The following is a 26607-nucleotide window of genomic DNA, read 5'->3' as shown; positions in this document are numbered from 1 at the left end:
GAACGGTCTGAGGCCAATTAGATGTCGATCCATGCATGAAGGCCTCATCCGGCGAAGAATGTGGTTCGTTTTATCAGTCTCGGAGTAATCGCAACCCATTGAAGGTCACGAGCAACGAGGCTCCCGTATCCGCAACGATGGCTCCCCAAAGCGTCGAGTACCCCACGAACGTCAGTGCGACGAATGCCGCTTTGACCAGAAGAGAAAACCAGATATTTTGCTGAATGATTCGCAAGGTTCGTCGCGACAGTCTCACCACCCAAGGGAGCTTCGTAAGATCGTTTGACATAAGTGCGATGTCCGCCGTCTCGATGGCCGCATCACTTCCGGCCACGCCCATTGCCAAGCCCAGGCTGGCGGTGGCCAAGGCCGGTGCATCATTGACTCCGTCACCCACCATCGCCACGTGCATGTATTCTTGAACGAGTCTCTCAACGGCTTGCACTTTCTCGGCAGGGAGAAGCTCGGCCCGAATCTCATCGACTCCTATCTCGCGTCCAATCGATTCAGCCGTTGTCGCCATGTCACCGGTCAGCATGACGAGATGCTGAATGCCTGCGGCTCTCAGTCCGTCCAGAGCGGCCTTGGCAGTCGGTCGCACTGTGTCTGAGAGCGCCAGTAAGCCGCAGACGTGTCGCTCGTTTCCGACTATGACGACGGTCTGCCCCTGGTCGGCGAGATTGCTAATGTGGTGCTGGATTTCAGGCGTCTGTTGCCCTCGCTCGTGCAAGAGGCGGGCGGAGCCGAGCCAGTAAGCCTCGTCATCCCAGAGGCCTGACGCGCCTTTTCCGGGGATTTCCTGATAATCCTCAGCAGGTCGAACATGGACACCAGCAGAGCGGGCGTATTCAAGGATCGCCACGGCCAAGGGGTGTTCACTCCGAGCTTCCAGCGCAGCAACCCGTTCCAGAAGTTCTAATTCCGAGTGTCCATTTAGAGGGATAATTGCTCGAACACTGGGGCGACCTTCCGTCAACGTTCCCGTCTTGTCGAGGGCGACGGCGCGGAGCCGTGCGGGAGCTTCGATGAAGACGCCACCCTTGATCAGGACACCCTGCCGGGCCGCAGCAGTCAAAGCGGCGACAATGCTCACAGGTGTCGAGATTACCAACGCACAGGGGCAGGCGATGACCAGCAACACAAGGCTGCGATAAAACCAATCCTCCCATGCCTGCCCCGCACGGAGAGGTGGCACAAGGAAGATCAACAGAGCAATCGCCATCACGGTTGGCGTGTAGTAGCGAGCGAATTTCTCGACCCACTGTTCGCTCGGCGACCGCCGCGTCTGGGCTTCCTCGACCATGCGGACGATATGGGCCACGGTGGTATCATCCGCCGCCTTGGTCGTTTCGATCTCCAGTGCTCCGTTGCAATTGACCGTGCCAGCGAATACCGCATCACCGATCTGTTTTCCGACCGGAATGCTTTCGCCGGTAATCGGAGCCTGATTGACGTGACTGATTCCGGCAACCACCTTCCCATCGAGCGGAATCCGCTCTCCAGGCTTCACGATGATTCGGGATCGAACAGGCACGTCCTCGATCGAGCGAATTTCCTCACCGCCATCCGACTTGATAAACCGAGCCGTCGGAGGGGAAAGGTCCATCAATGCGGAAATCGCCTTGTGAGCACGGCGGATGCTCCAGGCTTCCAGAGCTTCGGCCAAGGCGAAAAGGAATGCCACTGAGGCGGCTTCCAGATACTCTCCGATAACAATCGCCCCAATGACTGCGATCGACATGAGCAGGTTCATGTCGGGCCGTAATCGCCTGGCCGCTCGGATTGCTTTCGGGACGACGAGTCGTAAGCCACAAAGGATGGCTGCTGCAAGTAAGGACCGTTCCACAGCTTCAACGAGGAAGCCCGACAGCCACTGCCACGCTAGTGCGGCCCGCAGCAGCAAGGCAACTGCGAGAAAGCTTCCACTCAGACTCGTCCAGACGAGACTTCGGCTCCAGGCAGATGAGCCTGCTGCATTCGCATGGTCCTTGTCTTCCGTCCACGGTTCAGCCCGCATTCCAGTTTTGGCGACCGCTTCCATAACGGCGGACGAAGTGACGGTCTTACCGTTGGAGTGAACTGTCATGCAGCCGTTGAGAATGTCGAAGGACAGGCGGTCATCACCACCCACCACCGAACCCACGGCGTGCCGCAAAACGGCAACCTCTTCCATACAGTCCATGCCTGTAATACGGAATTGAATGGTATGAGGGCTTGTCACTCAGAATGCTCCTCTCGATCAGAGATGCGGGTGTGGGTCAATCCCAGCACCCGCTGATTGACTGTTGATCAACCTTCAGGCGTCGGCGGCTGCTTGCCGAACTTGGCCTCGTACTGTGCAGCGAACTTGGCTTCGAGTTCCGGGTGGCACTTAAAGCACTGCGAATCGGCTCGATCGTGCTCTTTGCACCAGTCTCCCTTCTTCTGGAAGTCAGCTGCGGCCTTCGTGCTACACATCGAGCACACTTCCTCGGGGATGCCATGCTCATTGCACCACCATCCCGAGTGGTCGTGGCTGCCTGTCTCGGTTGAGGCAGTGTGATCGTGGGCATCAGCGTGTTTCTCCGTCTGTAACTGAGGTGTCGCTGACTGGCCGCACCCGACAGCGAAGATCGCTGTCAGAGTCAGCAAGGAGGTCGTCAGGATTGTTGCTTTCATTCGTCGTTTCTCCAAAAGGAAAGGGGGGCTTGAGGCGAAGACACCAACTCTGGCTCTTCCACTCGCCTCGCGTGAGATTTGTCTCGTTCGAAAGTGGCGGCGAATACCATGTACAACACACGTAAGACCAACAGAGTCAAAAATGTTGATCCGATCACACCGCCAATCACCACAGTGGCCAGCGGCCGCTGCACTTCGGCCCCAACACCTGTGCTCATTGCCATCGGCAGGAACCCGAGAGCGGCGACCAGTGAAGTCATTAACACCGGCCGCAACCGAGTGATCGCGGCGTTCGTCACAGCGTCGTCTAAAGATTGGCCCTTTTGTCGAAGTTGGCGGATGTAGGACACGAGGATCATGTCATCTAGCACTGCCAGTCCCGACATGGCAATGAAACCGATCGCCGCCGACACAGAGAATGGCATGTCCCTGAGCCAGAGGGCAAAGATGCCACCAACCCATGCGAACGGAATGCCTGTAAAGACTCGCAAACTGTCCACGATGTTGTGATAGGTCATGTAAAGCAGAACAAAGACCAGCCCTAGTGCTAGCGGTACGACAATCAACAGACGGGCCTGCGCCCGTTGAAGATTCTCGAACTGCCCACCATACTCGAACCGGTAGCGAGCAGAGGGGAGTGCGACTTGTTCGGAAATTTTCTGTTGAGCCTCGGCCACGAAACTGCCTAGGTCGCGCCCGCGCACGTTGGCCGTGATCGTGATCCGCCGCTGGCCCCATTCCCGTGTGATCGTCGACGGTCCTTCGACGATCTCCACTGAAGCCAGCCGAGATAGCGGAATTCGTTCTCCGACTGGTGTCGAAATCAGCATGTTGCCAATGGACAGCGGGCTGTCACGGAATTCTTCCGGGAGTCGGACAATCAGTGGAAAGCGAAGCTGTCCTTCGATGATTTCTCCGACCGGCTTGCTGCCGATCGATTCCACGAGGTCGAGAACTTCCTGTGCGGAAACGCCGTAACGGGCGATCTGATCCTGCTTCACCTTAATCTGTAGCATCGGCTGGCCCGTCACTTGTTCGACGGCGACATCGGCCGCCCCGTCGATTGAGTTCAGAATTCGTTCGATTTCCTGCCCTTTACTGACGAGCACATCAAAGTCGTCTCCGAACAGTTTCACACCGAGATCCGCCCGCACGCCTGAGACCATTTCGTTAATCCGCATCTCGATGGGCTGAGAAAATCCCAGTTTTACCCCCTTGGATTCCCGTAATTGCCGATCAATCTGCTCTGTCAACTCTGCCTGTGTGGAGGCTCGCTTCCATTGCGAACGGGGCTTCAGCGTGATGAAGATATCCGTGAGTTCGACTCCCATTGGGTCTGTGGCGATTTCTGCTGTCCCGATTCGACTCCACACGTTTTCCACTTCGTCAGGAAAGGCAGTAAGAATGTCTTTTTCAATATAAGTGTTCGCTCGAATGGATTCGTCGAGATCAGTACCGGCAAGGCGAATGACACCCACCACCAAAGCTCCTTCGGAGAGTCTGGGCACAAACTCGGACCCCAGATTCGGAGCAATCATTCCGAATGCCACGATCATCACGCTCGTAGCAAAGCCTAAGACGGCCAAACGGTGATGCATGGCGAATTGAAGGATCGGATAATGGATCGCGTGGGCGATTCGCATCAGGAACGGCTCCCGTTCCTCAATTTTCTTAGGAAGAAAATAACTGGCGAGAACTGGCATCAGCGTGATCGATAGGATCATCGATCCCATCAGCGCGAAGATCACGGTCAGGGCCATCGGTCGGAACATCTTGCCTTCGATCCCTTCCAGTGTCAGGATCGGTAGGTAAACGATCATAATAATGAGCTCACCGAACATGGTCGGTTTACGTACCTCAACGGCAGCGTCCCGAATAATTGTCAGCCTGTCTTTTCCGCTGTTAGAACCATGAGCAAGATGCCGCACGCAATTTTCTACCATAACGACCGAGCTATCGACGATCATGCCGAAGTCGATGGCTCCCAAGCTCAACAGGCTGGCGGCAATGCCGAAACGGTACATCCCCGTGAATGCAAATAGCATCGATAATGGAATGGCGAGAGCGACAATGATCGCTGCTCGCACATTGCCTAGAAAGGCAAACAACACGGCAATGACCAGCAGCCCGCCTTCGAACAGATTTTTTCGTACAGTGTCGATCACATAGTCCACAAGTTGTGTGCGGTCATAGACCGGCTTCACCTGGATATTGGCCGGTAGACTGGCTTCCAGGGATTTGAGCTTGTCCTTCATGGCCCAGGTGACTTCGTGGCTGTTCTCACCCATCAGCATGAAGCCCAGACCGAGGACGACTTCTCCTTGTCCATTGGCTGTGACGGCGCCTCGGCGAATCTCATGGCCGATCATCACATCGCCCACATCGGAAACCCGGATTGGCACACCGTCTTTGGCAGCAATGACGATCTGCTGGATCTGGTCGATGCTCGTTGTGCGTCCGAGTCCTTGGACGAGTAGCATGCTGCTCGACTGACTGATGTTACCGCCGCCGACGTTGAAATTGTTCTTCTGAACGGCCTGAACAACCTGATCGAATGTCAGGCCATGCTTGATCAGTCGGTCGGGACTGAGGCGAATCTGGTACTGCTTGACGTAACCGCCCCAACTATTGATTTCGGCTGTGCCAGGCACGGTACGCATCGGTGGCTTGATGACCCAATCATGGATCGTCCGCAGTTCTGTGACGTCTGTTCCCTGCCCAGTAACGACATAGTGGAACACTTCGCCCAAGCCTGTTGCCACCGGCCCCATCTGCGGACGAGCGATTCCTTGTGGCATTTCAACCGAGCCGAGCCGCTCGTTGATGAGTTGGCGGGCAAAGTAGATGTCGATACCGTCCTCGAAGACGACCACGACCTGCGACAGGCCGAACTTGGAAATCGACCGCAATTGCTCCAGACCCGGCAGGCCGCTGATTGCCTGCTCAATGGGGAACGTAATCTGCCGTTCAACCTCCTCCGGACTTAGGGCAGGAGCAGTCGTGTTGATCTGCACCTGCACCGGTGTGGTGTCGGGAAAGGCGTCAATATCGAGATGCTGGAGCGAGAAAAGTCCTGCGACGCCCGCAGCTAGCACCCCCAGGATGACGAGCACCCGGTTGTGTAGACAAAAGTCAATGATGCGATTGAGAAAGTCCATTTCGGCTCTATGTTCCTTCGCTTAGTTTTCGTGGCAGCCGCAACCCGCACCGAGGCTGCTGCGAAGGAGTTGAGCGAGCAGAACATTGCTCCCTTGGGAGGCGATGACCTCTCCCGGAAGAACGCCCGCCAGGAGTTCGACGTATTCACCGTTTCGTGCTCCCAGACGAACCTGCCGGACATGGAAGAATTTCGGCGAGTGTTCGTCGAAGTAATTCTTGTCACGCACGAAGACGAATGAAGCATCCGGAGTTGATTGCACGGCGTTGTGAGGAACGACGATAGCATTCGGCTCTTCTCGCAGGACAATTTGGCCTGAGCCGAAGGTTTTGTCTCGAAGCATTCCATCTTCGTTGGCAATGGCAACTCGGACCTGCATTGTGCGGGTCTGTTCATCAATGGCGGGACTGATCCAGGCAACTTCCCCTGTCACCCTTTGATCGCCGTTGTCGGACTGGAATCGCACCGGCAAGCCGCGATGTACCTGTTTAACGTCCTCCTGACGAACGCTAAGTGTGAGCCACATCCGCGTAGGGTCACTGACTGTGAACAATGGCTTGGACGCATCCACCACCTCACCCGCCACGACTTGCGAAGCGACGAGTACGCCGTCATAAGGAGCACGTACTGGAATCAGGTTCGCTGTTTTTGTTCCGGCTGGCAGCGCTGCGATCAGGGAGGTCGGGATATCGAGAAATCTCAACTCATTGGCAAGTTTTTGCGACGTGCGATCTTCAAGACCTTCGGGGACATCGAAGCCCAGGTTTACAAGGGCTTGATGGGCAGAAATCAATGCGACTTCAGCCTCTTGCAAAGCGGCTTCCGCTTCAATCACTGACTTTTGAGGCACTGCTCCACTATTTGCAATCGGTCGCAGCCTTTCGACTGTGGACTTTCGCAACTGAAGTTGCACGACCGCTTGCAGAAGCTGTGACTTCGCTTGTCCCACCAAAGACGCATCGACGATCGCAAGTATTTCGTTTGTACTCACTTCGTCACCAACCGTTTTGAAGACAACAGCAACCGTTCCCGGAACCCGTGCTGACAGATGCCCGACGCGAGTCGGGTCAAATATCAACTCGCCGTTGGCGGCGATCGCCTCAAGTACAGGACGCTCTTGAACCACATCGACATCAATTCCAGCTTTGGTGATGCTTTCAGTAGAGGAGAACTGCACACGGCTCGTGTGCATGGTGTTCCGGCTATTGTTTTCCGGGCGGGAGACGAGGGAAATCGCCTGGATCGTGTCGTATTTGGGAAGCTGGGCCTGCTCCTTGACCTGGGCGAGTTCCGGGTGGCATGTGACACACTCGGCAACCCCATGTTCGACGCAAAAACCAATCGGCTTTCCCTTTGGCAGCAACTCGCTGCGACATTCGATACATTTCGATTCAGGGACAAGATGCTCCGTACACCAGTCGTCGCCAGTGACAGCGGCTATTCCCCTCAGTTCAGACATCTTCGGCAGCTTCCAGCCGGTATGATGGCCGACATACATCACGCCGCCCAGGAGCGAAAATACCACAAGATTTGGAACGGCGTTCAGGGCTTTCTTCCACCAGCATCGGCGTGGTGTCGTGACAGTCTCAGTTTCAATATCCTGAGGAGCTGCCGCCGGACATGCCGGGGCCGTAATCGAAGTCGACATAACTCTCTCCAAAAGCAGAAGGGAGGATGCCTTATCCCACTTGCGACACGAGAATTGACTCGTGGAACGAGGACAAGGCGGGGCGGAACATGTTGGCCGAGGACAACCCGGAGGTCATCGACTCAGCAAAATCAACGCCGAGGAGAGAGCCTAGTTAGCAGCGAATGACGACCGTAGAGATCACGGTCAATGTGAAATCAGGGACCGCAGGCGGGCCTGTCCACCGAAAATGGGGCAAGAAAGGGGGAGCGTCGGTACCGCTCAACCACGTCGGCAGCCAAGCGACAAGCAAAGCGAGTCGCTCACACTCTACTGTGACTGTGGGGCGAATGACTGTAGTCGGGTGGTCAGCGGAAGCTGCAACCGGGATATGCGTGCATCCACATGCATCGTCCTTGACAACACGGTTTTGCTCAGGACAAGGCGATGTTTCGTCATGATAGCCGCAAGATGGCTCCCCAATTCCCTCGGTACAGCCAGTGTCCGAACAACAGGTCTCGTGAGCGCCTTCCTGCTCATGCGCTTGGCAGCAGGTACAGGACTGGGGGCCTGCATCCAAGCAACAGCATTTGCCATCGTTGCTAATGCACAGATAGACCGAACCTCTACTCCCAGCAAGCAGTTGCGTCGTCATCAGCATCAGGAAGAGTAACAACTTCGCCATTGTTAAAGTAACAGTTCCCGAATAAAACCGAAATTTGGCAATCACACGAAATGTTGATTGATGGTAACATCTGAAACAGTGAGGAGGAAGACCAGTTCCGGTGCCGTTATGAAAGTTGAATTCCCCCACATCTGTCGCTGGCGTGCTTTTATTACGAGGATTGGCAGAATTCTACTTTCCCATGATTAGTGGGTGCCCGGAAGAGGGAGAATTTAACGAACAATCTCACTTCATTTTTGATTCCACACTGCCGTGTTCCACGGCAGTGATAATAGAGAACACGGAAAATCACAGGACCGGAGCAGGGTGGTTCGGCGGTAGTCTCACGACCGAATCGTGGTGAGGTGATCTGTCAGGCCGTGCAGGCGTTTGACCACCACATGGATGATCCCTTCGGCTTTCTGGATCTGGCCGGTGACCAGCAGGGCGGCGACGTGGCGGGCGATGCGACGGTGTTTTTCCCAGGTGTTCGGCCAGACGACGAGATTGGCCTGACCGGTTTCATCTTCGATGATCATGAACCTCACTCCCTTGGCGGTACCTTGTCGCTGCCGCAGCAGGACCAGACCGGCGATCCTGACGGTCTTTCCGTCGTCTATTTCCTGTAATGCCACTACAGGAACGGCTCCCAGTTTTTCAATCTGCTCTCTGAGAAACGACATCGGATGAGCTTTCCGCGACAGGCCGGTGGTCTGGTAGTCGGTCGTCACTTCTTCAAAAGGAGCCAGCAGTGGTAAGGGAGAGTGTTGTTCCGACTGTGAGAAATTGCTGAGTAGTTCCCCCTGTTCTTTTCCGGTGAGTGCGTTTCCAGAGTGCGTTCCGGCGACTGAGCCCCAGCGAACCGAACACATCGGCCCTGGTGAGACGCAGCACATCTCTTCGATGAAGATCCGTTCTGTGCATGCCTGAATGGCATTTCTTCATGAGCCGGAGCATCTGGTTTCACGCCAATGACTCAAGCCACATTGTCGCGGTATCTCACCGAGAGTGAGTCGGGTCCTTTCCATCCCGAAAAGGGAGCAGTTGACTCTACAAAACTATTACACTAACTTATGTAATAAGTACGGGGAAGCAAATGAAACCAAAACCAGACAAAAAGCACGGTGCCTGCGCAGCTCCACTCTCCCTCAAAGAACGACCGCTTCTATCACCGATCCAGGCAGGTGGATTGGCTGCGGTTTTCAAAGTTCTCGCAAACGACACGCGGCTGCGGCTACTGCACGCGCTCGTGCTGGCTGACGAGTTGTGCGTTAGTGATCTTGCGGCATCAGTCGGCATGAAACCGCAGGCCGTGTCGAACCAGCTTCAGAGATTGTCCGATCTCGGAATCCTGTCGTCACGTCGGGACGGAACCACGATCTTCTATCACGTTGAAGATCAATGTGTTCGCGGGATGCTCGAACAGGGGTGGTGTTTGATGGAGGAAACCAGTAAACGCTCATCACTTACGGAACGCTCTGCCCGATGTTGCGCGGAGTGATGAATATGGGACGTTTACTTGCAGCGGAAGTGTTTGGCACGTTCTGCCTGGTCTTTGCCGGGACCGGCGCCATCGTCATTAATGACTCGAGCGGCGGCACGGTGACACACCTTGGCATCGCTCTGACGTTCGGACTCATCGTGTTGGCAATGATCTACTCCATTGGGAGCGTATCCGGCTGTCATTTGAATCCTGCCGTCACTCTTGGTTTTCTCGCTGCTGGTCGATTCGGGTGTGGGCGGGTCTTACCGTACATCCTTGCACAATTCGTCGGTGCCATTCTCGCGAGTTCCCTGCTTTGCGTGCTTTTCCCGTTGCATCCGACTTTGGGAGCCACGCTCCCGGTTGGCTCAACGATGCGGTCCTGGGTGCTGGAACTCGTGCTGACGCTGATGCTCATGGTCGTAATCTTGAGCGTCTCCACCGGCACAAAGGAAAAAGGACTCTTGGCCGGAGTTGCAGTCGGAGCAGTCATCGCTTTGGAGGCTCTGTTCGCAGGACCAGTCAGCGGCGCGTCGATGAATCCAGTTCGATCATTGGCACCGGCTATGATTTCGTCGCGGATGGAGCATCTCTGGATTTATCTCACGGCACCAATCATCGGAGCACTGGCGGGGGTTGCCGTCTGTCGAGTCATTCACGAGCCCGGCAATTGCTGCGGCGTCAATCGTAAGGAACAGGAGATCAACGATGGAGGAACCAATGAAACTTGATGATTTCATGGCAGCACTGGCCGACACCCCGAACACGGGTATTCAAGTCATACTGCCGGACGGGAATTCTGTTCCGGCCCATTTTCACGTCACCGAGGTTGGCCGAGTCCAGAAGGATTTCATCGACTGTGGCGGGACGATTCGTTCCGTTTCGTCTTGCGTGCTTCAGGTTTGGGTAGCGGGTGACACCGATCATCGGCTTAGCACGACCAAGCTGACGAAAATTATTGGGCTTGCCGCTCCGCTGCTGAGTTCGCTCGATTTACCGGTTGAAGTCGAATACGAGGCTGGCGTGGTGTCGCAGTATCCACTTGCATCGGTCGAGAACTCTGCGTCCGGCCTCCTTCTTCGCTTGGGCAGTAAACACACCGCATGTCTGGCCGAGGATCGTTGCGGCATCACCCCTGTCGGTCCGAATTGCTGTACGACTTCAAATTGCTGTTAAACACATCGCAAGTTCCCAAACCCAGGAACCCTGTATGGTCCCCAAAAAACTTATTCTCTTTGTATGTGTCGAAAACTCGAACCGCAGCCAAATGGCAGAGGCGTTCGCACGCATTCACGGCACCAACGAAATCGAGGCTCGCAGCGCTGGATCGCGACCTTCCGGAAAGGTGAATCCACGAGCAGTCGAGTTCATGCGAGAGCTGGGCTACGATCTCGCCGCACATGAATCGAAGTCGCTCGATGAATTCAATGGTCAGGATGTCGAAGTCGCCGTCACGATGGGTTGCGGCGACGAGTGCCCGCTGGTTCTCGCCAAACGACGCGAGGAGTGGCAGATTCCCGACCCCAAAGAAATGCAGTCCGAACAGTACCGCGAGGTGCGAGACTTAATCGAACAGAAGGTTAAAGAACTACTGACATCACTGTCTGCCACGGCCTGCCACTCGGCTGGGCATAAGAGATTGCCATAACCGAATTTGCGGTACAGGGCCATTGATTTCCAGAGTCACCGGTCCATCCGATGGCTCCATTGCATCACTGGATGCAATGGAAACTACAGCAATCCCGCTCCTGCTCCACTATCTTCGCAAGATCGGAAAGCAGCCCCGTTTCGCTGGTAAACGTGAAACGTCATCCATTTTAGAAGACTCCGGAAAATCAAATGGCCCGGGCAGGGTGCTGAAGCTCATGAACCGGTGTGGTTTCCCGCTGACGGATGCGAAGTGTGACTGGTGGTTCGGCTGCGATTGATTTTGTCGATAGGCGTTCAGGTGCGGCTTCGGTCTGGAACGAGTTCTTCAAGGAATTGATCTGTCGAGCGAGATCGCCTGTGCTGGGACCATCGTTGTCGTTGGCAGCCGGGTTCGTGGCGGAGAGGCTGATTTTCAGCTGGTCGCGGAGCGTGGTCAGTTCGGACAGGTAGGTTTCCAACGTGAACGGTTTGCCCAGCCGGGACTGGTAGTCACGGAGCTGGGTCTGGGCGATGGTCAGATCCTGTCGGAGTTGGTCGCATTCTTTTCCGTAACCGCTGGCGAGGCGTTCGATGGCATTCAGAACGGCTCGTGGTCCCTGATGATCTTTGGAGAGCCGTGTTTTGCGGATGAGCTGCCCCTGTAGGTAGACATCGGGCGAGAACTCGGGATCAACGATCAGACCAAACTCCAGTCCGTGGTAGGTGCCGAACGGGATCTTGGTCGGTTGATTGAGCAGTGCCGGGAGAGATTCCAGTTTGTCGGTAATCGTGGGGATCAGGTCGTCTCTGTGAACTGCTTTACCACCGATCGTGACCGGTTCGCCATCGTGGTGGGTCATCCGGGACTGATCAGCGGTCAGTTTCTGCAGCCGGTCGGCGTAGCGGTCGATCAGGTCGGGCAAGTCGCGGACGTTGCGACGGGCGAGGAACTGTTCATCCATGTGGCTTTTCTTCAGCAGGTGCAGTCGTTGCAGTTCGGCGTCGGCTTCCGCCAGCGTGAGGACTGCCGGGTTGCCGGAGGCAATCGCTTTCACCTCGGCGTATGAGAGTTCCTGTCCACCGATGTCTTCGGCAGTCCGGATGGCATTGTCACCGGTCATCACCTGATTGATAAATTTCGCTTTGGTCTCCAGAGCCTGCCACATATAGGCGTCGAACGAACCTTCAGTGACGTAGCGGAAAATCGACACTTCCTTGCTCTCGTTCCCCTGACGCAGGATGCGACCGTCCCGTTGTTCGACCTCCGCTGGTTTCCAGGGGGCATCGAGATGATGCAGGGCCACCAGACGTTTCTGGACGTTGGTCCCGGTCCCCATCTTCTGGGTACTGCCCAGCAGAATGCGAACGGCTCCTTCCCGGACTTTCTTGAACAGGGCCTGTTTCTTCGCGTCGCTTTCGGCATCGCCGATCGAGGCGATCTGATCACGGGGGATGCCGGATTCCGTCAGCTTGCGAATGATCTCGGCATACGGCGAATACCCCCACGCCGTCGGGTTCACCCCCATGTCGGCGAAGATCATCTGTGTGCCGCGATGAGACGCGGAACGATTGAAGATCTCCGTCACCGTTTCGACCAACCGATTGATCTTGGATTCCGGGAAGTCGTCCGCGACCGGATCAAGCATTCTCGCATCGGTCGCCAGTTTGCGGCCGTCGGTCGTGATCGCGAGCGCATTGTCTTCCCGGGGATCGATCTTCTCATTCCGAATCCGTTCGTAGCGTTTCACAAGATCCTGCTGTAGGTCGTGCTGTTCGTCCGACATCGGGCAGGCGATCACATCTGGTTTGTCGCCTTTGAGCGTTGGGCGTGGCAGATTGAGCATCTCCGCTGTCTGGACATCGGCGAATGCCCGGAACATCTGCTGGAGTTCCGGCAGGTTCGTGAACTTCGCAAATCGGGAACGCGGCCGCAGCCCCGCGCCATCCGGTGTAATCTCCATGGCATCGACCACTTCCCCGAACGTGGCCGCCCAGGCATCGAAATGTTCAATCCCCCGGCTGCGTAGCCCTCTGGGATCAAGGAACCTTTGCAGGGTATAAAGTTCCATCATCGTGTTGCTGATCGGAGTTCCGGTCGCAAACGTGACACCGTGACCGGCATGCAGCTGGTCCAGATACCGGGCCTTCATGTAGACATCGAACGCCCGTTCGCTCCCGCCCGTCTGGATGCCTGCCACCCGGTCCATCTTGGTCGGGGTTTCGAGGTTCTTGAAGTAATGCGCCTCATCAATGAACAGGTGATCGACGCCCAGCTCATCGAACACCAGCCCATCATCCTTCTTCTCCTCAGCGAGCAGGTGCTTGAGTTTCTCCTCACGGGACGCTTTCTGCTTCTCGATCGTCTTGATCAGGTTGCGGCGGTTCCCTTTTTCGGCAGCATGTTCACAGAGCAGGGTGTCATACTCTGCGATCTGCTCCCGCAGGAACTGTTCCTGATAACTCCGGGACATGCCGATCCGCTCGAAGCTGCTATGCGTGACGATGATCCCGTCCCACTCGCCCGACGCGATCCGCGCCGTCAGGAACTTGCGACGGTCTCGAGTGAGATCTTCCTTGGCAGCAATCAGCAGTTTCGCATTCGGATACAGCTGCAGGAACTCCCGGGAGAACTGTTCCAGCAGGTGATTGGGAACGACGAACATCGGCTTCTTGATGAGCGATGCCTGTTTCATTTTCATGCCGGTCGCGGCCATCGTGAACGTCTTCCCCGCTCCCACGCAGTGGGCGAGCAATGTGTTCCCGCTGGACATCCCCCGCCAGACAGCGGCGTTCTGATGGGGCCGCAGCTGAACCGTGTCATTCATGCCTGGATAATCGAGGTGAGAACCATCGAACACTCTCGGCCGCAGGTTGTTGTAGAGATCGTTATAGATCCGCACGAGTCGTTCGGTCCGGTCGGGGTCAGTGAACACCCAGTTCCGGAACTTTTCCTTGATGAGCTTCTGTTTTTCACGGGCGGCGAGCGTTTCGGTCTGGTTGATGACACGCTCTCCCTGGTCGAGTGTGTCGTAGACCGTGGGGGATTTCATGTTCAGGGCCAGTTCGAGTAGCCACGTGCCGTTGGCCCGGGGTGTGCCGTAATCAATGGTGGTAGCGACCGATTGTAAGGCAGCATACCCGGCATCCAGCGACCAGACCGCGTCTTTCTGCAGATGGGCGATGGGAACAGCGGAGCGATCGACACTGAACAGCTCGGCAGCAAATGCCTGAATGTCCTGTTCCGGTATCCAGGGAGCACCGAGGTTGGCATCGATGTCGCCGGGAAGGACGTCCGGTGGCTGAACGTCCGCCAAAGCGGAGACATTCCGGAAATAAGCCATCCCGGCGGCTTCGGCAGCTTTCAGTTTTTCCCGGACATTGCCGGAGAGATAGACGTCTGATGTCTGCCATTCCATTAGTTGCGGATCGTGAAAGATCAGATCTCCCAGTTCGTCGATGATGGAGGATTCCGGTTTGCCGTAGAGCTGGGAAATGAACGGCAGATCGACCTTGCCCCGCTGGTTGAGAGCCACCAGCAGTCCCTCCTCCGCAGTCTGTACCCGGGTGACGGGAGGTGTGCGACCGACGACGTCCCGTAGCAGAATGGCCGCCTTCGTCGCCTTGCCGGTCGGTTCATCATACTCTTCGAGCGACATCACCAACATCGCGTCCGGATCTTCCCGGAACTTGACGAGGTTCGGCATCCTGCGGATGGAGGTGCCATTGGAAGTCTCGCTGAATGTGGTCTTGTTGATCGGTCCGTAAACCATCACAAACCGGTCGTACACCTTGTTGAGTTCCTTCCGGGCTGCATCCCGATGTTCGGAAGGCCAGTCTTCGTTCTGAGACTGAAGCACCCGTCGGGCATGATCCCGCAGGGTGATCAGTGCCCCCATCCGTCTTCCGACCAGCGTCCCATCGGAGCGGAGCTTGGTGCCGCCATACACAACAGGCACCCCCTCGCCTCCCTGGGACTGATAAATCACCTTGTCCTCCCCGATAAAGAAACTCCCTTCATCGATATGCCGCTGCGGCGGTGGAGGAATGAACGCCGGTGGTGGTCGGGCGGATTGCGGGGACGGTGCCAGCGGAACGAACGATGGCAGACGGCTGAGCGCATTGGGCAACTGGATATGCAGATCCCCGTTGCAAACGATGCTGTAGCCGTCACCGTAGAGCCGGTTTTTGCGGGACCAGTTGCCCAGCACCATTTCCGGGTGGTTGTGGAAATAGTTGTTGATCGAGATTTCCGCTCCTTCAATCGACAGCGGAGCCACGCCGAGCCAGTCGGGATCAATGTGGTTGGCGGGTTCACCGGCAGGCCGTTTGCGGAGGAACACGATGTCCGTGACCACCGCTGTCCCGTCCCGCCGGAACGTATCGGACGGTAATCGGATCGCTCCCACGAAATCCGCCCGCTCCGCCAGATACTCCCGGATGGAAGCATTCTGCTTGTCGAGCGTGTAGTGGGATGTCACCAGTGTCAGTACGCCGCCGGGTCTGAGGGCATCGACCGATTTGGCGAAGAAGTAATCGTGTAGGGAGAATTTTTGGCCGTGGTGATCGAGTTTGAGATCAGAGAACGGGACGTTGCCGATGACTGCGTCAATCTGGCCCTCGGGCAGTCTGGTGTCGCGAAAGCTCTCGATCCGGATGTCGTGCTGGGGGTACAACGCACGAGCCATCCGCCCTGAAATGGAATCGAGTTCAATTCCGATGAACTGCTGCTCCGGTTGACCGTATGCCAGAAATCTTCCGATCCCGCAACCCGGTTCGAGAATGGTCGCATTCAACGGTATGCCCAGCTGCGCGAGGGCGAGGTGCATCGCCTGAATGACCACCGGCGAGGTATAGAACGCATTGAACGTCGTTCGTTTGGCGCTGTCGTATTCTTCCGGGGTGAGCAGCGATTTCAGTTCTTCTCCCAGTGCCTGCCAGCTGGAAGACTTGTACTGACCGGTCGCCGGGTTGGGGAAGATCGAGAGGGCCACCATTCCAAACCCGGAGAATTTCGAAAGGGTCTGCTGTTCTTCAGCCGTGGCCGGGCGCTGTTCGGTCTCGATGGTCTTGAGTGTCCGAATGGCTGCGATGAGTTCCTGGGCGATTCCTTTCTCACCGGTGAAAGTGGTCGGCGAATGCGGCAGGTTGATGAGGCCGGGTTGAGTGGCCTCTGCTGTGAGGGGTGGTGATTTCTGGTTCCGGTCGGTGGACGGTGAAGAATATTCTGCTACCTGATCGGAATCCGTCGTGTCATTCCCCGATGAAGCCCCTTCTTCCGGTTTGTGTGGCGTCGGAGTGATCAGCGGTTTCAGGAACAGGTCGAACAGCCGTTTCTGCTGCTGGGGAGGCTTCGATATTGGGAGTTGGGATTTCGGTGGGGTACCGTTGGTCAGTGGCTTTGGAGGTAACGTCCCGTTCTGGTTGGCAGCCGTACTACTGGTGAAATCCAGTCGCAGCTGTTTGTTCTTACCGGAATGCGCGACCCGTTCAGAAGTCTTCGGTGACGAAGAATTGGGGGTTGGTTGATCGGCGTTCGATAGTCGCTTCGAAGCGGGCTCTGGCTCAGCAGCCGCACCGAACAGCGAAAACAGTGTCGGATGACCCCACCATGTGCCTTTGCGGGACGCCATCGTCAGTACTGTCCGTTCAGAGTTCCTGAACGACGCTCTCCAGCGACAACATCTCTCTGTCGCCCCATTTCCAGCACGGTCTCCATGGCTCACGTTACCGCTGTCCGCACCACGGCGCAAGCCCTGCAAGTCTGCGGACCACGCATCGTTCAGATGCCAATGCCGGTTGACAGTCTGCTCGCTCTATGGCAGACAGAGAGGAGCGAATCGCCGGTCATCCGGCAGGAGAGGCATGGCATGGCGAACACCGCAACCACACGGCAATTACTGATCTCGACAGGTTTTTTGATTGGAGGCATCGCATTGGGGTGGGGGCTGTTCTCCTTCGGACACTCCGCACAACAACCATTCAATGCGGGATCAAGTGAGACCACACGGATTGATGTCGATCCGCAGACGGGCACGATCCGGTTCATCGTCAACGGCGAGCCAGTGGCCCTCATTGACAGGGACGGTCTCACCATCGCCAACAATGTCCGGTACGGTGGCCTGAGCATTGATCTGGGTGAGGAACTGGCCCGCGCACGCCTTGAACATCCTTCTCATTCTTCGGGGCCTCAGGATGAGTAATCGACGACGCAGCCAGCGGACATGGCTCGTTCTGGCAGCGGCCCTCACGTTCACCCTGCCAGCATGGGCACAGGAACAGCCGGGAGATGCCTGCTCCCCGGACAATGCAATTGGTCGTTCCGGTGGCACCGAAACCGGCGGCAAAGGATTTTTGCTCACCTGTCAGAGCGGCATCTGGAGCCGGATCTATGAAAGCGACGCCAACGCCAATCTGGGGGTGAAACAGGATTCCCCCAAAGCCCCACTGCATGTTGGCGGTGAGCTGATCGTCGGAGAAACGACCGGTCTGGATTGCGATGCCGACCGCAAGGGGGGACTGCGGTGGAACGATACTCAGCAGACCATCGAGATGTGTGACGGCATCACATGGAAGTGGATTGCTGGTTCTGCGGTGGCTGCTGGACCGGAAGGGGCGATCCAGTTCAACAGTTCGAGTTCACTATCGGGAAATTCCAGCTTTGTCTATTCGAGCATGGGACGGGTCGGAATTGGAACGGCGTCTCCACAAGGTGATTTACATGTCCAAGCTCCTTCGAATGCAGCGAAACTGATTTTAATGGGAGGACCGGCTGCGGTCGCTTCAATTGCCGTCAGAAATACTGCATACAATCCAACGTTACCGGCAGCGGAAATTTCGTTCGATCGATCGGGAGCTGGCAACGGAGCTGAGATCTCTTTCAGCACCCGAAACAGCTTCAGCCAGTTTGTGAAGTATGTGACAATTGGAGTGAATGGCACGGTTACGATGAGGGCCGGCCCGTACTCGACAACCAAAACATTATTTGTCGAAGGTCGGGAAGGAGCGATTAGTGAGTTCTATTCGAGTTCCGATGCGATCGTCGAGATTAATCGGGTCGGCACGAATCCGTCTTATTCCTCACTGGTGGCCGCTTCAGGTGGTGCGTTTTCCATCCATGCTCCGAGGAGCTTGGCGTTTGTGGTGAAGAGCGCTGGTGGGACTTCGATGCGGATCAATCATGAAGGCTTTGTCGGCATCGGGACGGAGACACCGGAAGCAAAACTGGAGATCAACATGACCTCTGCTGGTTCGCAGCCCGGTCTGGTGATCAGGGGGAAAACGCCGCAGAGTGCGAATTTCACTGAATGGCAGGACAGCAACGGCGCAGCCCTGGCGTTCGTCAATGCGTCGGGTGGAATTGCGGCTCCCGCCTATTGCGACACCTCCGGCTCAAATTGTTTCAACCCCGCCAGCGGCGTTGCCGCCGCCGGGCCGGAAGGAGCGATCCAGTTCAATAATTCGTCGGCGCTGATGGGAGATGCGAATTTCATTTACACGAGCGAGGGGAACATCAATACCGGCGGTCATGTCAATTTCGCCAACGAATCTGATGTTTTGCGCGTCGGTGGGCATAAATTCCTTTTTATCAGCGGGTCGAACAATGTCGCCTTGGGTATTGGCGCTGTTACGAATTCAGGCAACTCCGTTTCCATTGGTCGAAATGCATCGACTTCAGGATCAAGTTCTATCGCGATTGGCTTTGGTGCTTTAACACTGAATCAAGGCGGTGGCAATAATGTCGCTATCGGTAACGGTGCAAAGGCAAACGCTTATGGTGGGGTTGCGCTCGGTCAAGGCACTGCTGTGAATACAGGCAGTATTGCGATCGGCGGGCAAGGAACCAGTGCGCTGACGGATAATGCGATCGTAATCGGCCGCAACAGTAAAGTTAATTATGCTGGTTCAGTTGTTATTGGCTATCAGGCTGAAGCGACTGCGTCGAATCAGCTGGTTCTGGGGGGAAAACACAGGCCTCATGGCTTGCGATCCGCCTATTTCGGGCCGGTCACAGTGGCGGAGCCGACAGATTTCATCATCAACGCGACTGGTGGTGAGGGAACCGACATCGCCGGAGCCAGCCTGAGTATCGCCGGTGGGCGCGGCACTGGTAATGCGCGGGGCGGGTCGATCGTGTTTCAGACATCGGATGTTGGCGCTAGTGGCACAACCCTGCGCGATCTCAGCACCAAGATGATCATCACACCCGATGGTCAGGTGGGCATTGGCACAGCCAACCCGTCATCAACAGGGGCGCAGGTGCTCAAGCTCGATGTCGAAGGCCCAGTTGGCGCGACGGCCTATTGCGATAGCGACGGCAATCACTGCTTCACTCCGGGCGGTGGCGCTGCGGCGGCTGGTCCGGAGGGAGCGATCCAGTTCAATAATTCGTCGGCGCTGGCAGGGAATGCGAGTTTTGTTTATACAAGCGCAGGGTGGGTGGGGATCGGGACCGCAACCCCGATTGAAAAGCTGCATGTGAGTGCAGGAAATTTGAGAATCAGCAATAATGGATCAAATCTCGGTGGGAACATCTTGATCGACCATTCGGGAGCCTTCACGCAGGGAATTGCCTTCAGACGCTCGGGGGACAACATCGTCCGTCTTTACTCGGCCCCCACTGTCAGCGAGTTTACAATTGGTGCATTTGACGACTACAGCATTGTTTTTCGTACGGGAACGCCAGCAACCGAGAAACTTCGATTAACCAACGGCGGTCGGCTGGGAATTCGTACTTCAGCTCCGGACGGGATGCTGCACATCAATGCTGCCAGTCACGGAGCAAAAGGCTTGATCATCCAGGGGACGACGTCCCAATCAGCCCATCTGACCGAGTGGTGGGACAGTGACAGCACGACTTTGGCTCGTGTGGGTAAGGATGGCAAAGTCGGGGCAGCGGCTTATTGTGATGTCAATGGAAATCACTGCTTCAACCCCGCCAGCGGCGTTGCGGCGGCAGGGCCGGAAGGGGCGGTTCAGTTCAACAATTCTTCGGCGTTGACGGGCGTAGGGACGTTTGTTTTCACGAGCGCGGGAAATGTGGGGATTGGAACAGCGACGCCGAATGTGAAGCTTGAAGTCTTGGGGGCGATCGGGACAGGATCGCTTTATTTCCGCAATGGCGGAGCAGGAGATCAATATCGAACCTATCTGTCGCCCGGCTCCAGCTTTGCATTGAATCTTCTTGCGTCAAACGGCTATGGGATGGTTATTAACGGCTGGGGACAGAGAATTCAGATGAATCCCGGAACACATGGCGTCGTTCTGGGGGAGTATGAAGGAGCAACTGACGCGGGTAAAGGCGGTAGCATCCTCAGAGGTCCCAATGCAGCGAACAGTAATCGGAATGGAGGAAGCATCACGTTTGCTGGCGGCGCTGCAACGGGGATTGCACGCGGCGGTTCGATTTTCTTCCAGACCTCAGATGCAGAATCTTCCGGCACGACGCTGCAGACCCTGACCACGAAAATGATCATCAACGATTACGGGCAGGTCGGCATCGGTACAGCAAACCCGGCCAGCACGGGCGCACAGGTGCTCAAGCTTGATGTCGAAGGTCCGATTGGCGCGACGGCCTATTGTGACAGCGACGGCAACAACTGCTTCAACCCGGCGAGTGGAATGGGAGCGTTCGCTGCGCCGGGCAGCAATCAACAAGTTCTGTTCAACGATTCCGGATCGCTTAACGCCGCATCGGGTTTTGTCTTCAATTCGGCAGTTTCACGAGTGGGAATCAACACCGTTTCGCCTGGTGCCAGACTGCAGATTGATGCCACGGTGGGTGGAGATGACGTCCTGAGATTGCGAGATGCAACAAACAATGCGCACACGAGATTTTACTTTACCAATCCCATTGGGACTCCTGCCGATCTCAACATTCATTCTGGACGGGTGCTCTTTCCCGGCTACTCCGTGCTTGCCCATCGCATTGAAGGAATTTCAGGGTCACTCTCTCTCAGTGTGCCAGGCACGTTAAACATTGGCAGATCACAGAATATTATTTTGGAGTCTTCTAACGCCAATACCATACTGTTCAGAGGAGGTTTTAATCAGGCCACGATCCTCCGTCCTTATACAGGCTATCACATCCAGCTTGCTCCGGATGGAGGACGAGTGGGGATTGGATCAATAGAGACACCCGGAGGCATGTTGCAAATCAACGCCACTTCTGCAGCCCCGATTGGCCAAATCGTCAAAGGCGCGGCATCGCAAACCGCCAACCTGACCGAATGGCAGGGCAGCAGCGGAGCCGTTCTGGCCGCGTTTTCCTCGGCCGGTTCTCTGGCCATCGGCAAATCCACCCCGTCCGTGGCGCTGGATGTGGTCGGTGACATTGCTTATACGGGCGATATCACCGACGTCTCCGATCGGCGTTTGAAGAAGGATATTCATCCCCTGTCTGAGCGTGGTCCCATGCTGGACCTGTTGAGCCGGGTGCAGACCTACAGCTTCGTGATGATCGACGACAAGCACAACCAGACGAAGTTCGGCGTGATGGCGCAGGAACTTGAAGAGATCTTTCCGGAACTGGTGAAAACCGCACCGGATGAGTTGCGTACCAAATCTGTCAACTATATCGGCTTGGTCCCTCCTCTCATCCGGGCCATGCAGGAACAGCAGCAGACCATCGAACAGCTGGAGACCGATGTCCAGTCCCAGCAGAAAACGATTAATCAATTACAGGATCAGAATACGGATCTTGAATCCCGCCTGCGCAAGCTGGAATCGCAGACCGCACAATAACCATCAGCTTTCGTCACACTTCCGCTCCTCGTTGATATCCATATCGCCTCTCAAATCAGTGCTTGCGCTCGGCTGCGAACCGGTGTAGCGTGGTGTCGTGTTCCCGTATCACTGGGGACACAGAAACACGACATTCATGATTACAGCTTTTCTCAATCAAAAGGGGGGCGTGGGTAAGACCACGTTATCCATCCATACCGCCGCTGAATTGACCCGGCGCGGGCAGCGAGTGCTCTTGATTGATGCCGATCCGCAGGGGAGTGCGCTCGCCTGGGCGAACTGCCGGGAAGAACCGACCTTCACGGTGGTCGGGATGCCGAAGGCGTCCATCCACAAGGAAGTTCCATTACTCGCCAGAGATTATGACGAGATCATCATTGACGCCCCTCCGCGCATCGCCGAACTGGCTCGATCGATCCTGCTGGCTGCTGAGATGGTCGTCATCCCCCTCCTCCCAAGCCCGCTCGATGTCTGGGCTGCGGCAGAAACCGTGGACCTTGTGAAGCTGTACAACCCGGATCTGCCATGTTGCCTGATGGTGAACCGGAAGGTCGGAGCGACGGCCATTGGCCGGGACGTGCGGCGGGCGCTCAAGGAACTGGATGTGCCATTGCTGGAAGCCGATATCGCCCAACGGGTGGCGTTCGCGGAATCTCTGGCTGCCGGGGACACCGTGACGAGCGATCAGGATCGCAAGGGGTTCAAGGAGATCCGGAACTTCGTGGATGAACTGCTTGCATTACGAAAAATTCGCACACCCAGCCGACGGACCGTCGGTCGTCGCACTGCACAGAAGAGGTTCGCATGAGCAAACGCATCAACATCACCGCTCGCCCCAAACAGAACCCGGCAGCCGACCAATGGGTCGAAACCCGTCTTCCTCCAGCCGAACAACCTCCCGTCAGACTCAAACGCCTGACGATCGATCTCGATCCCGAATTGCATAAGCGGCTCAAGCTGCACTGTTTTCAGCAGGATGTTCCGATTGCGGAACTGCTGCGGGAGCTGATTGAGCGAGCTGTCAGGAATTGAGAACCGAATTACCACGATTTACTGCAGGGGAGATCGTGTTTCTCCGAGTGAGTGATCAGGACGCAAAAATTCACGTCCGGGGATCAAAACCGAATTCGCGGCGGATTTCAGCGTTGACTTCTTCCCAAGGATGCATCCGCCCGGCAGCGATGTCATCCAGCCCAGCCTGAATCGCGATGCGCTCAGCGTCCCGGTCCAGTAACGTCATTAAATAGTCTTCCACCGTGGCAAACCCGGCAGCAATGGCCTGGGATTTGACGTCTCGATCGGTCTGTAATTCGATCATCATGGGCAGTTCCCTCATCGTTATTCGTGCATTTTGAGGATATCACCGCGTCGATCCTGCTGCCAAGAAGAATGAAAAAAGTGGCTCTCAGTGGCCACACGATGGGCTTCATTCTTCACCGTCCCAAATTTGGGACGGACGCTGCATACGCTCGTTATTCGCTCCGTGGAGCGTCATTCCCTGCACTCAACCAGCGATCCGATTCCCTGTGGATGAACCGTTGCAACCATTGCGAATCGGGTTGCCGGGGGGCTGTGATAGGTTCACTCTTGAACCGGCCTATGCACTGCATAGGAGACAAGCCTATCTGAGTATTTCTGTTTTTCAGACCCCCAATTGACCTCACTCCTGGTCGCGCCTACGGTTCATGAGATTGCCTGCTCAGACTCCTCTTTCTGCATCGCGGATCAGACATTCGTATCCGCCTTCGTCTTCCGGTGGGAGGCCCCTTTCATGCTGATGGCCACACAGGGCACCAACGTCGCTGCCACCCGGCAATACTTCGAAACCGTCCTGACACAGGGGGACTATTACCTCGGTCAGGAAGTGGGCGGGCAGTGGCATGGTCAGGGGGCCAAGCTACTCGGACTGGATCAGGGCACGGCCGTCACGCGGGAACAGTTTGCTTCCCTCCTCGCCGGAAAACATCCGGTCACTGGTGTCAATCTGACACAACGCAACCGGGCCGATCGAAGGCCCGGCGTCGATCTGACGTTCTCCGTTCCCAAGTCGGTCTCCCTCGCCTGGGGAATTCTGGAGGATGAACGGATCGTGGGTGCTTTGAAGAAGGCCGTCCATGAGACGATGCAGCGCGACGTCGAACCGCTGATGATGCGGCGGGTGCGGGACAATGGCCGGGCCAACACCAGCGACCGGACAAAAACCGGCAAACTGATCTATGCCGACTTCCTGCACAAGACGTCGCGACCCGTCGAAGGGAAACCCGATCCGCATCTGCATATCCATGCGTTCGTGATCAACTGGACCGAACAGGATGGCAAACATTACGCCGGAGAGTTCGAGGAGATCATCCGGCAACGTCCCAGTTTACAGGCGAAGTTCGAAGCGAGACTCGCCCGGACGCTGGAACGGGAACTGGGGTATCGCGTCGAACGGACCCAGTTTAGCCAGAGTGGTCGTCTGAAGTCGGGCTGGGAGATTTCCGGGATCACGCGGGAGACCATCGAAAAGTTCAGCCGCCGGACGGAACAGATCGAGGAACATGCCCAGCTGCACGGGATCACCAACGCCGCTGAAAAAGGGCGGCTCGGCAAGAAGACCCGCGAGAAGAAGGATGCGGGAACATCGATCGATCAGCTGCGGAACGAATGGCTCTCCCGTCTGAGTGATCAGGAGCGGGAGACATTCGGGGGGCTGGTAGGAAAAGGATTTTCCCGAGAGCAGGTCAATGAGCACCAACTCGCGGAGAAGTCGTTGACGTTTGCTCTGGAACACCACCTGTTCCGGCAATCGACCGTGGAGCGGCATCAGGTCATTGGGACTGCTCTCGAACAGGGAGTGACCATTTCTCCCGAACAGATGGAGCAGGCGTTCGACAAGTTGCAGGTGATCCAGCGGAAGCGGAACGTGGAGGGAGCCGACCGGGAACTGGTCACAACAAAGGAAATTCTCACCGCTGAGCAGGAGATGATCGGGTTTGCTCGGGATGGGAGAGGAACCCGGAAAGCGATCGGACACCGGGAATACGAGTTCTCCCGGGACTGGCTCAACGAGCAGCAGAAAGACGCTGTCCGACATGTGTTGACGTCCCGTGATACCGTCACCGCGATCACGGGTGGGGCCGGAACCGGCAAAACGTCCCTGATGCAGGAGGCCGTCGATGCGATCTGGAGCAACGGGAACGTGGTGCATGTGTTCGCTCCCTCCACAGGCGCCCGGGACGTGCTGCAGGAGAAAGGGTTCCAGCATGCCCAGACGGTCGAGCATCTGCTTCGAAACGAGAACCTGCAGAAGCTCGTGAAAAATCAGGTGCTCTGGATCGATGAAGCCGGACTCCTCGATCTGCGATCGATGTGTACGCTGTTCCGGATCGCGAAAGACCAGAACGCCCGCGTGATTCTTTCAGGGGACACCCGGCAGCATGCTTCTCCCCGTCGTGGCGAAGCGTTGCGATTGCTGGAGAAAGAAGCGGGACTGAACATTGCCCGGGTGGAAACCATTCAGCGTCAGAAAGGGGATTATCAGCAGGCGGTGAAGCTGATCAGCCAGGGGCATGAAGTCGATCAACAAACCGGCAAGACCGGCCTGCTGGCCGGGTTCGATCTGCTCGACCAGCTTGGAAAGATCAAAGAAGTATCGCCGGACCAGTTGCCCACGATGGCTGCTGAACAGGCTCTGGCCGCCCGTGATCAGGGGAAATCGACGCTGGTCGTTGCTCCCACGCACAAGGAAGGGAGGGAAGTGACCGCCCAGATCCGCGATGGCCTGCGGCAACGAGGGGTGTTGAGCGAGGATGAACAGGCGGTGAAGCAACTGGTGTCGCTCAACCTCTCCGAAGCTCAGAAGGGGGAACCGGTCACCTATCTCGATCAAAAGGATCTCGTCGTTCAGTTTCATCAGAACGTAGTCGGTGGGTTCAACCGGGGCGAACGCTGGCGGGTGGCTGGGGTGTTCGATGGCCGTGTGGAACTGACGTCACTCAACAGCACGGATCGAAAATTCCTTCCGGCCGATGTTGCGGACCGGTTTGAAGTCTACCGCGAAACAGAACTGAACCTCTCCGTCGGTGATCAGGTGCGGTTCACGCTGGGAGGCACGGCCCACGACAGCCAGCGGCGGATTGCGAACGGTCGGCTGGATGAGATCAAGGAAATCGATCCCGAAGGGCATCTGATCCTGAAAAGTGGCATGACGGTTCATCGGGACTATGGGCATCTGGATCTGGGGTATGTCATCACCAGTCATGCCAGTCAGGGGAAAGACCGCAACATTGCGATTGCCGCGATGGGTTCCGACTCCCTCCCCGCGATCAATGCCAAACAGTTTTACGTCACGGTCTCACGCGGAAGCGAAGACGTCGCGATCTACGTCGACAACAAAGCCCGTATCCGCCGGGCGATCGAACGCTCCGGCGAACAGCTTTCCGCCACGGAACTGGTGAAAGCACCGGAAACCGAACAGTCCCACGAACCGGAACGGACGTGGGAGTACGAACGAACTTCCCGGCAGTCCGTGCGAGAACGGTTTGTGTCGTGGTTCCGCGACCGAGTGGAGAATCATCGGGAACGTCTTTCCACTCTCGAACAGCGTGAACGGGAGATCGGACGGTCCATCGGGTATGGCTCGTCCATGGGCCTCAGCAGGAGTTAAG

17 protein-coding genes are annotated in these 26607 nt (G+C 56.5%); 9 read left to right on the top strand and 8 right to left on the bottom strand.

Translation table 11 applies throughout. The annotated features are described in order from the left end of the window. Positions 1-73: 73 nt before the first annotated feature. The 5 genes from SH668x_RS00415 to SH668x_RS00395 form a co-directional block, all read right to left on the bottom strand. Positions 74-2221: a heavy metal translocating P-type ATPase gene (locus tag SH668x_RS00415; RefSeq protein WP_437186733.1), complete on the bottom strand. Its 2148-nt coding sequence runs from the start codon at positions 2219-2221 to the stop codon at positions 74-76. Positions 2222-2289: 68 nt separating this feature from the next. Continuing rightward, positions 2290-2658, bottom strand: coding sequence for an RND transporter (locus SH668x_RS00410; RefSeq protein ID WP_437186732.1), 369 nt, complete (start codon positions 2656-2658; stop codon positions 2290-2292). Continuing rightward, positions 2655-5816 carry an efflux RND transporter permease subunit gene (locus SH668x_RS00405; protein ID WP_437186731.1) on the bottom strand — a complete coding sequence of 1054 codons (3162 nt, stop codon included), beginning with the start codon at positions 5814-5816 and terminating at the stop codon, positions 2655-2657. The genes SH668x_RS00410 and SH668x_RS00405 overlap by 4 nt, the downstream gene beginning before the upstream one ends. A gap of 21 nt (positions 5817-5837) precedes the next feature. Beyond that, positions 5838-7463, bottom strand: coding sequence for an efflux RND transporter periplasmic adaptor subunit (locus SH668x_RS00400; protein ID WP_437186730.1), 1626 nt, complete (start codon positions 7461-7463; stop codon positions 5838-5840). Between the two features lie 987 nt (positions 7464-8450). After that, positions 8451-8978, bottom strand: coding sequence for an OB-fold nucleic acid binding domain-containing protein (locus SH668x_RS00395; protein WP_437186729.1), 528 nt, complete (start codon positions 8976-8978; stop codon positions 8451-8453). Between the two features lie 224 nt (positions 8979-9202). Here SH668x_RS00395 and SH668x_RS00390 point away from each other — a divergent pair, with 224 nt between their 5' ends. Genes SH668x_RS00390 through SH668x_RS00375 form a run of 4 tightly spaced genes read left to right on the top strand, consistent with a single transcriptional unit; the run spans position 9203 to position 11237 of the window. Then, positions 9203-9607, top strand: coding sequence for an ArsR/SmtB family transcription factor (locus tag SH668x_RS00390; protein WP_437186728.1), 405 nt, complete (start codon positions 9203-9205; stop codon positions 9605-9607). Between the two features lie 5 nt (positions 9608-9612). Continuing rightward, the gene (locus SH668x_RS00385) at positions 9613-10320 is read left to right on the top strand and encodes an MIP/aquaporin family protein (protein ID WP_437186727.1); all 708 of its coding nucleotides are present in this window, start codon (positions 9613-9615) and stop codon (positions 10318-10320) included. Further along, entirely contained in the window at positions 10310-10765 is a 456-nt protein-coding gene (locus SH668x_RS00380) for a DUF6428 family protein (RefSeq protein ID WP_437186726.1), read from the top strand. The genes SH668x_RS00385 and SH668x_RS00380 overlap by 11 nt, the downstream gene beginning before the upstream one ends. Positions 10766-10799: 34 nt before the next feature. Then, the gene (locus SH668x_RS00375) at positions 10800-11237 is read left to right on the top strand and encodes an arsenate reductase ArsC (RefSeq protein ID WP_437186725.1); all 438 of its coding nucleotides are present in this window, start codon (positions 10800-10802) and stop codon (positions 11235-11237) included. Positions 11238-11424: 187 nt separating this feature from the next. On the opposite strand, the gene SH668x_RS00370 is transcribed toward SH668x_RS00375, so the two are convergent. Beyond that, positions 11425-16848 (bottom strand): DEAD/DEAH box helicase family protein, encoded by a 5424-nt coding sequence (locus SH668x_RS00370; RefSeq protein ID WP_437186724.1) that lies wholly within the window; start codon positions 16846-16848, stop codon positions 11425-11427. A gap of 84 nt (positions 16849-16932) precedes the next feature. Here SH668x_RS00370 and SH668x_RS00365 point away from each other — a divergent pair, with 84 nt between their 5' ends. Beyond that, positions 16933-17418, top strand: coding sequence for a hypothetical protein (locus tag SH668x_RS00365; RefSeq protein ID WP_437186723.1), 486 nt, complete (start codon positions 16933-16935; stop codon positions 17416-17418). Between the two features lie 462 nt (positions 17419-17880). Here the strand turns inward: SH668x_RS00365 and SH668x_RS00360 are convergent, their stop codons facing one another. Continuing rightward, a complete protein-coding gene (locus SH668x_RS00360) occupies positions 17881-18156 on the bottom strand; it encodes a hypothetical protein (RefSeq protein ID WP_437186722.1) in 276 nt (91 codons plus the stop codon). On the opposite strand from SH668x_RS00360, the gene SH668x_RS00355 reads away from it, so the two are divergent. From SH668x_RS00355 to SH668x_RS00345, 3 genes are all read left to right on the top strand, one after another. Further along, positions 18146-21958 carry a tail fiber domain-containing protein gene (locus SH668x_RS00355; RefSeq protein WP_437186721.1) on the top strand — a complete coding sequence of 1271 codons (3813 nt, stop codon included), beginning with the start codon at positions 18146-18148 and terminating at the stop codon, positions 21956-21958. The genes SH668x_RS00360 and SH668x_RS00355 overlap by 11 nt on opposite strands. Before the next feature lie 136 nt (positions 21959-22094). Next, positions 22095-22766 carry a ParA family partition ATPase gene (parA, locus tag SH668x_RS00350; protein ID WP_437186720.1) on the top strand — a complete coding sequence of 224 codons (672 nt, stop codon included), beginning with the start codon at positions 22095-22097 and terminating at the stop codon, positions 22764-22766. Next, entirely contained in the window at positions 22763-22990 is a 228-nt protein-coding gene (locus tag SH668x_RS00345) for a hypothetical protein (RefSeq protein WP_437186719.1), read from the top strand. Before parA ends, SH668x_RS00345 begins: the two co-directional genes overlap by 4 nt. 70 nt (positions 22991-23060) lie before the next feature. Here SH668x_RS00345 and SH668x_RS00340 read toward each other — a convergent pair whose 3' ends face one another. Then, entirely contained in the window at positions 23061-23279 is a 219-nt protein-coding gene (locus tag SH668x_RS00340) for a hypothetical protein (protein WP_437186718.1), read from the bottom strand. Between the two features lie 450 nt (positions 23280-23729). Between SH668x_RS00340 and mobF the strand changes: the two genes are divergently transcribed. Next, complete coding sequence (mobF, locus tag SH668x_RS00335) at positions 23730-26606, top strand: MobF family relaxase (RefSeq protein WP_437186717.1); 2877 nt, start codon at positions 23730-23732, stop codon at positions 26604-26606. Position 26607 lies beyond the last annotated feature (1 nt).

The sequence above is a fragment of the Planctomicrobium mucosum genome, assembly GCF_051466335.1.
Classification (GTDB): domain Bacteria; phylum Planctomycetota; class Planctomycetia; order Planctomycetales; family Planctomycetaceae; genus Planctomicrobium.
Note: the sequence above shows the minus strand (reverse complement) of the source record. Positions and strands in the feature narration are given on the sequence as shown.

Coding starts and splice junctions, on each gene's coding strand:
- SH668x_RS00410 (WP_437186732.1), bottom strand. CDS start 2,658: ATGAAAGCAACAATCCTGACGACCTCCTTGCTGACTCTGACAGCGATC.
- SH668x_RS00405 (WP_437186731.1), bottom strand. CDS start 5,816: ATGGACTTTCTCAATCGCATCATTGACTTTTGTCTACACAACCGGGTG.
- SH668x_RS00400 (WP_437186730.1), bottom strand. CDS start 7,463: ATGTCGACTTCGATTACGGCCCCGGCATGTCCGGCGGCAGCTCCTCAG.
- SH668x_RS00395 (WP_437186729.1), bottom strand. CDS start 8,978: ATGTGTTCGGTTCGCTGGGGCTCAGTCGCCGGAACGCACTCTGGAAAC.
- SH668x_RS00390 (WP_437186728.1), top strand. CDS start 9,203: ATGAAACCAAAACCAGACAAAAAGCACGGTGCCTGCGCAGCTCCACTC.
- SH668x_RS00385 (WP_437186727.1), top strand. CDS start 9,613: ATGGGACGTTTACTTGCAGCGGAAGTGTTTGGCACGTTCTGCCTGGTC.
- SH668x_RS00380 (WP_437186726.1), top strand. CDS start 10,310: ATGAAACTTGATGATTTCATGGCAGCACTGGCCGACACCCCGAACACG.
- SH668x_RS00375 (WP_437186725.1), top strand. CDS start 10,800: ATGGTCCCCAAAAAACTTATTCTCTTTGTATGTGTCGAAAACTCGAAC.
- SH668x_RS00370 (WP_437186724.1), bottom strand. CDS start 16,848: ATGGCGTCCCGCAAAGGCACATGGTGGGGTCATCCGACACTGTTTTCG.
- SH668x_RS00365 (WP_437186723.1), top strand. CDS start 16,933: ATGGCTCACGTTACCGCTGTCCGCACCACGGCGCAAGCCCTGCAAGTC.
- parA (WP_437186720.1), top strand. CDS start 22,095: ATGATTACAGCTTTTCTCAATCAAAAGGGGGGCGTGGGTAAGACCACG.
- SH668x_RS00345 (WP_437186719.1), top strand. CDS start 22,763: ATGAGCAAACGCATCAACATCACCGCTCGCCCCAAACAGAACCCGGCA.
- SH668x_RS00340 (WP_437186718.1), bottom strand. CDS start 23,279: ATGATGATCGAATTACAGACCGATCGAGACGTCAAATCCCAGGCCATT.
- mobF (WP_437186717.1), top strand. CDS start 23,730: ATGCTGATGGCCACACAGGGCACCAACGTCGCTGCCACCCGGCAATAC.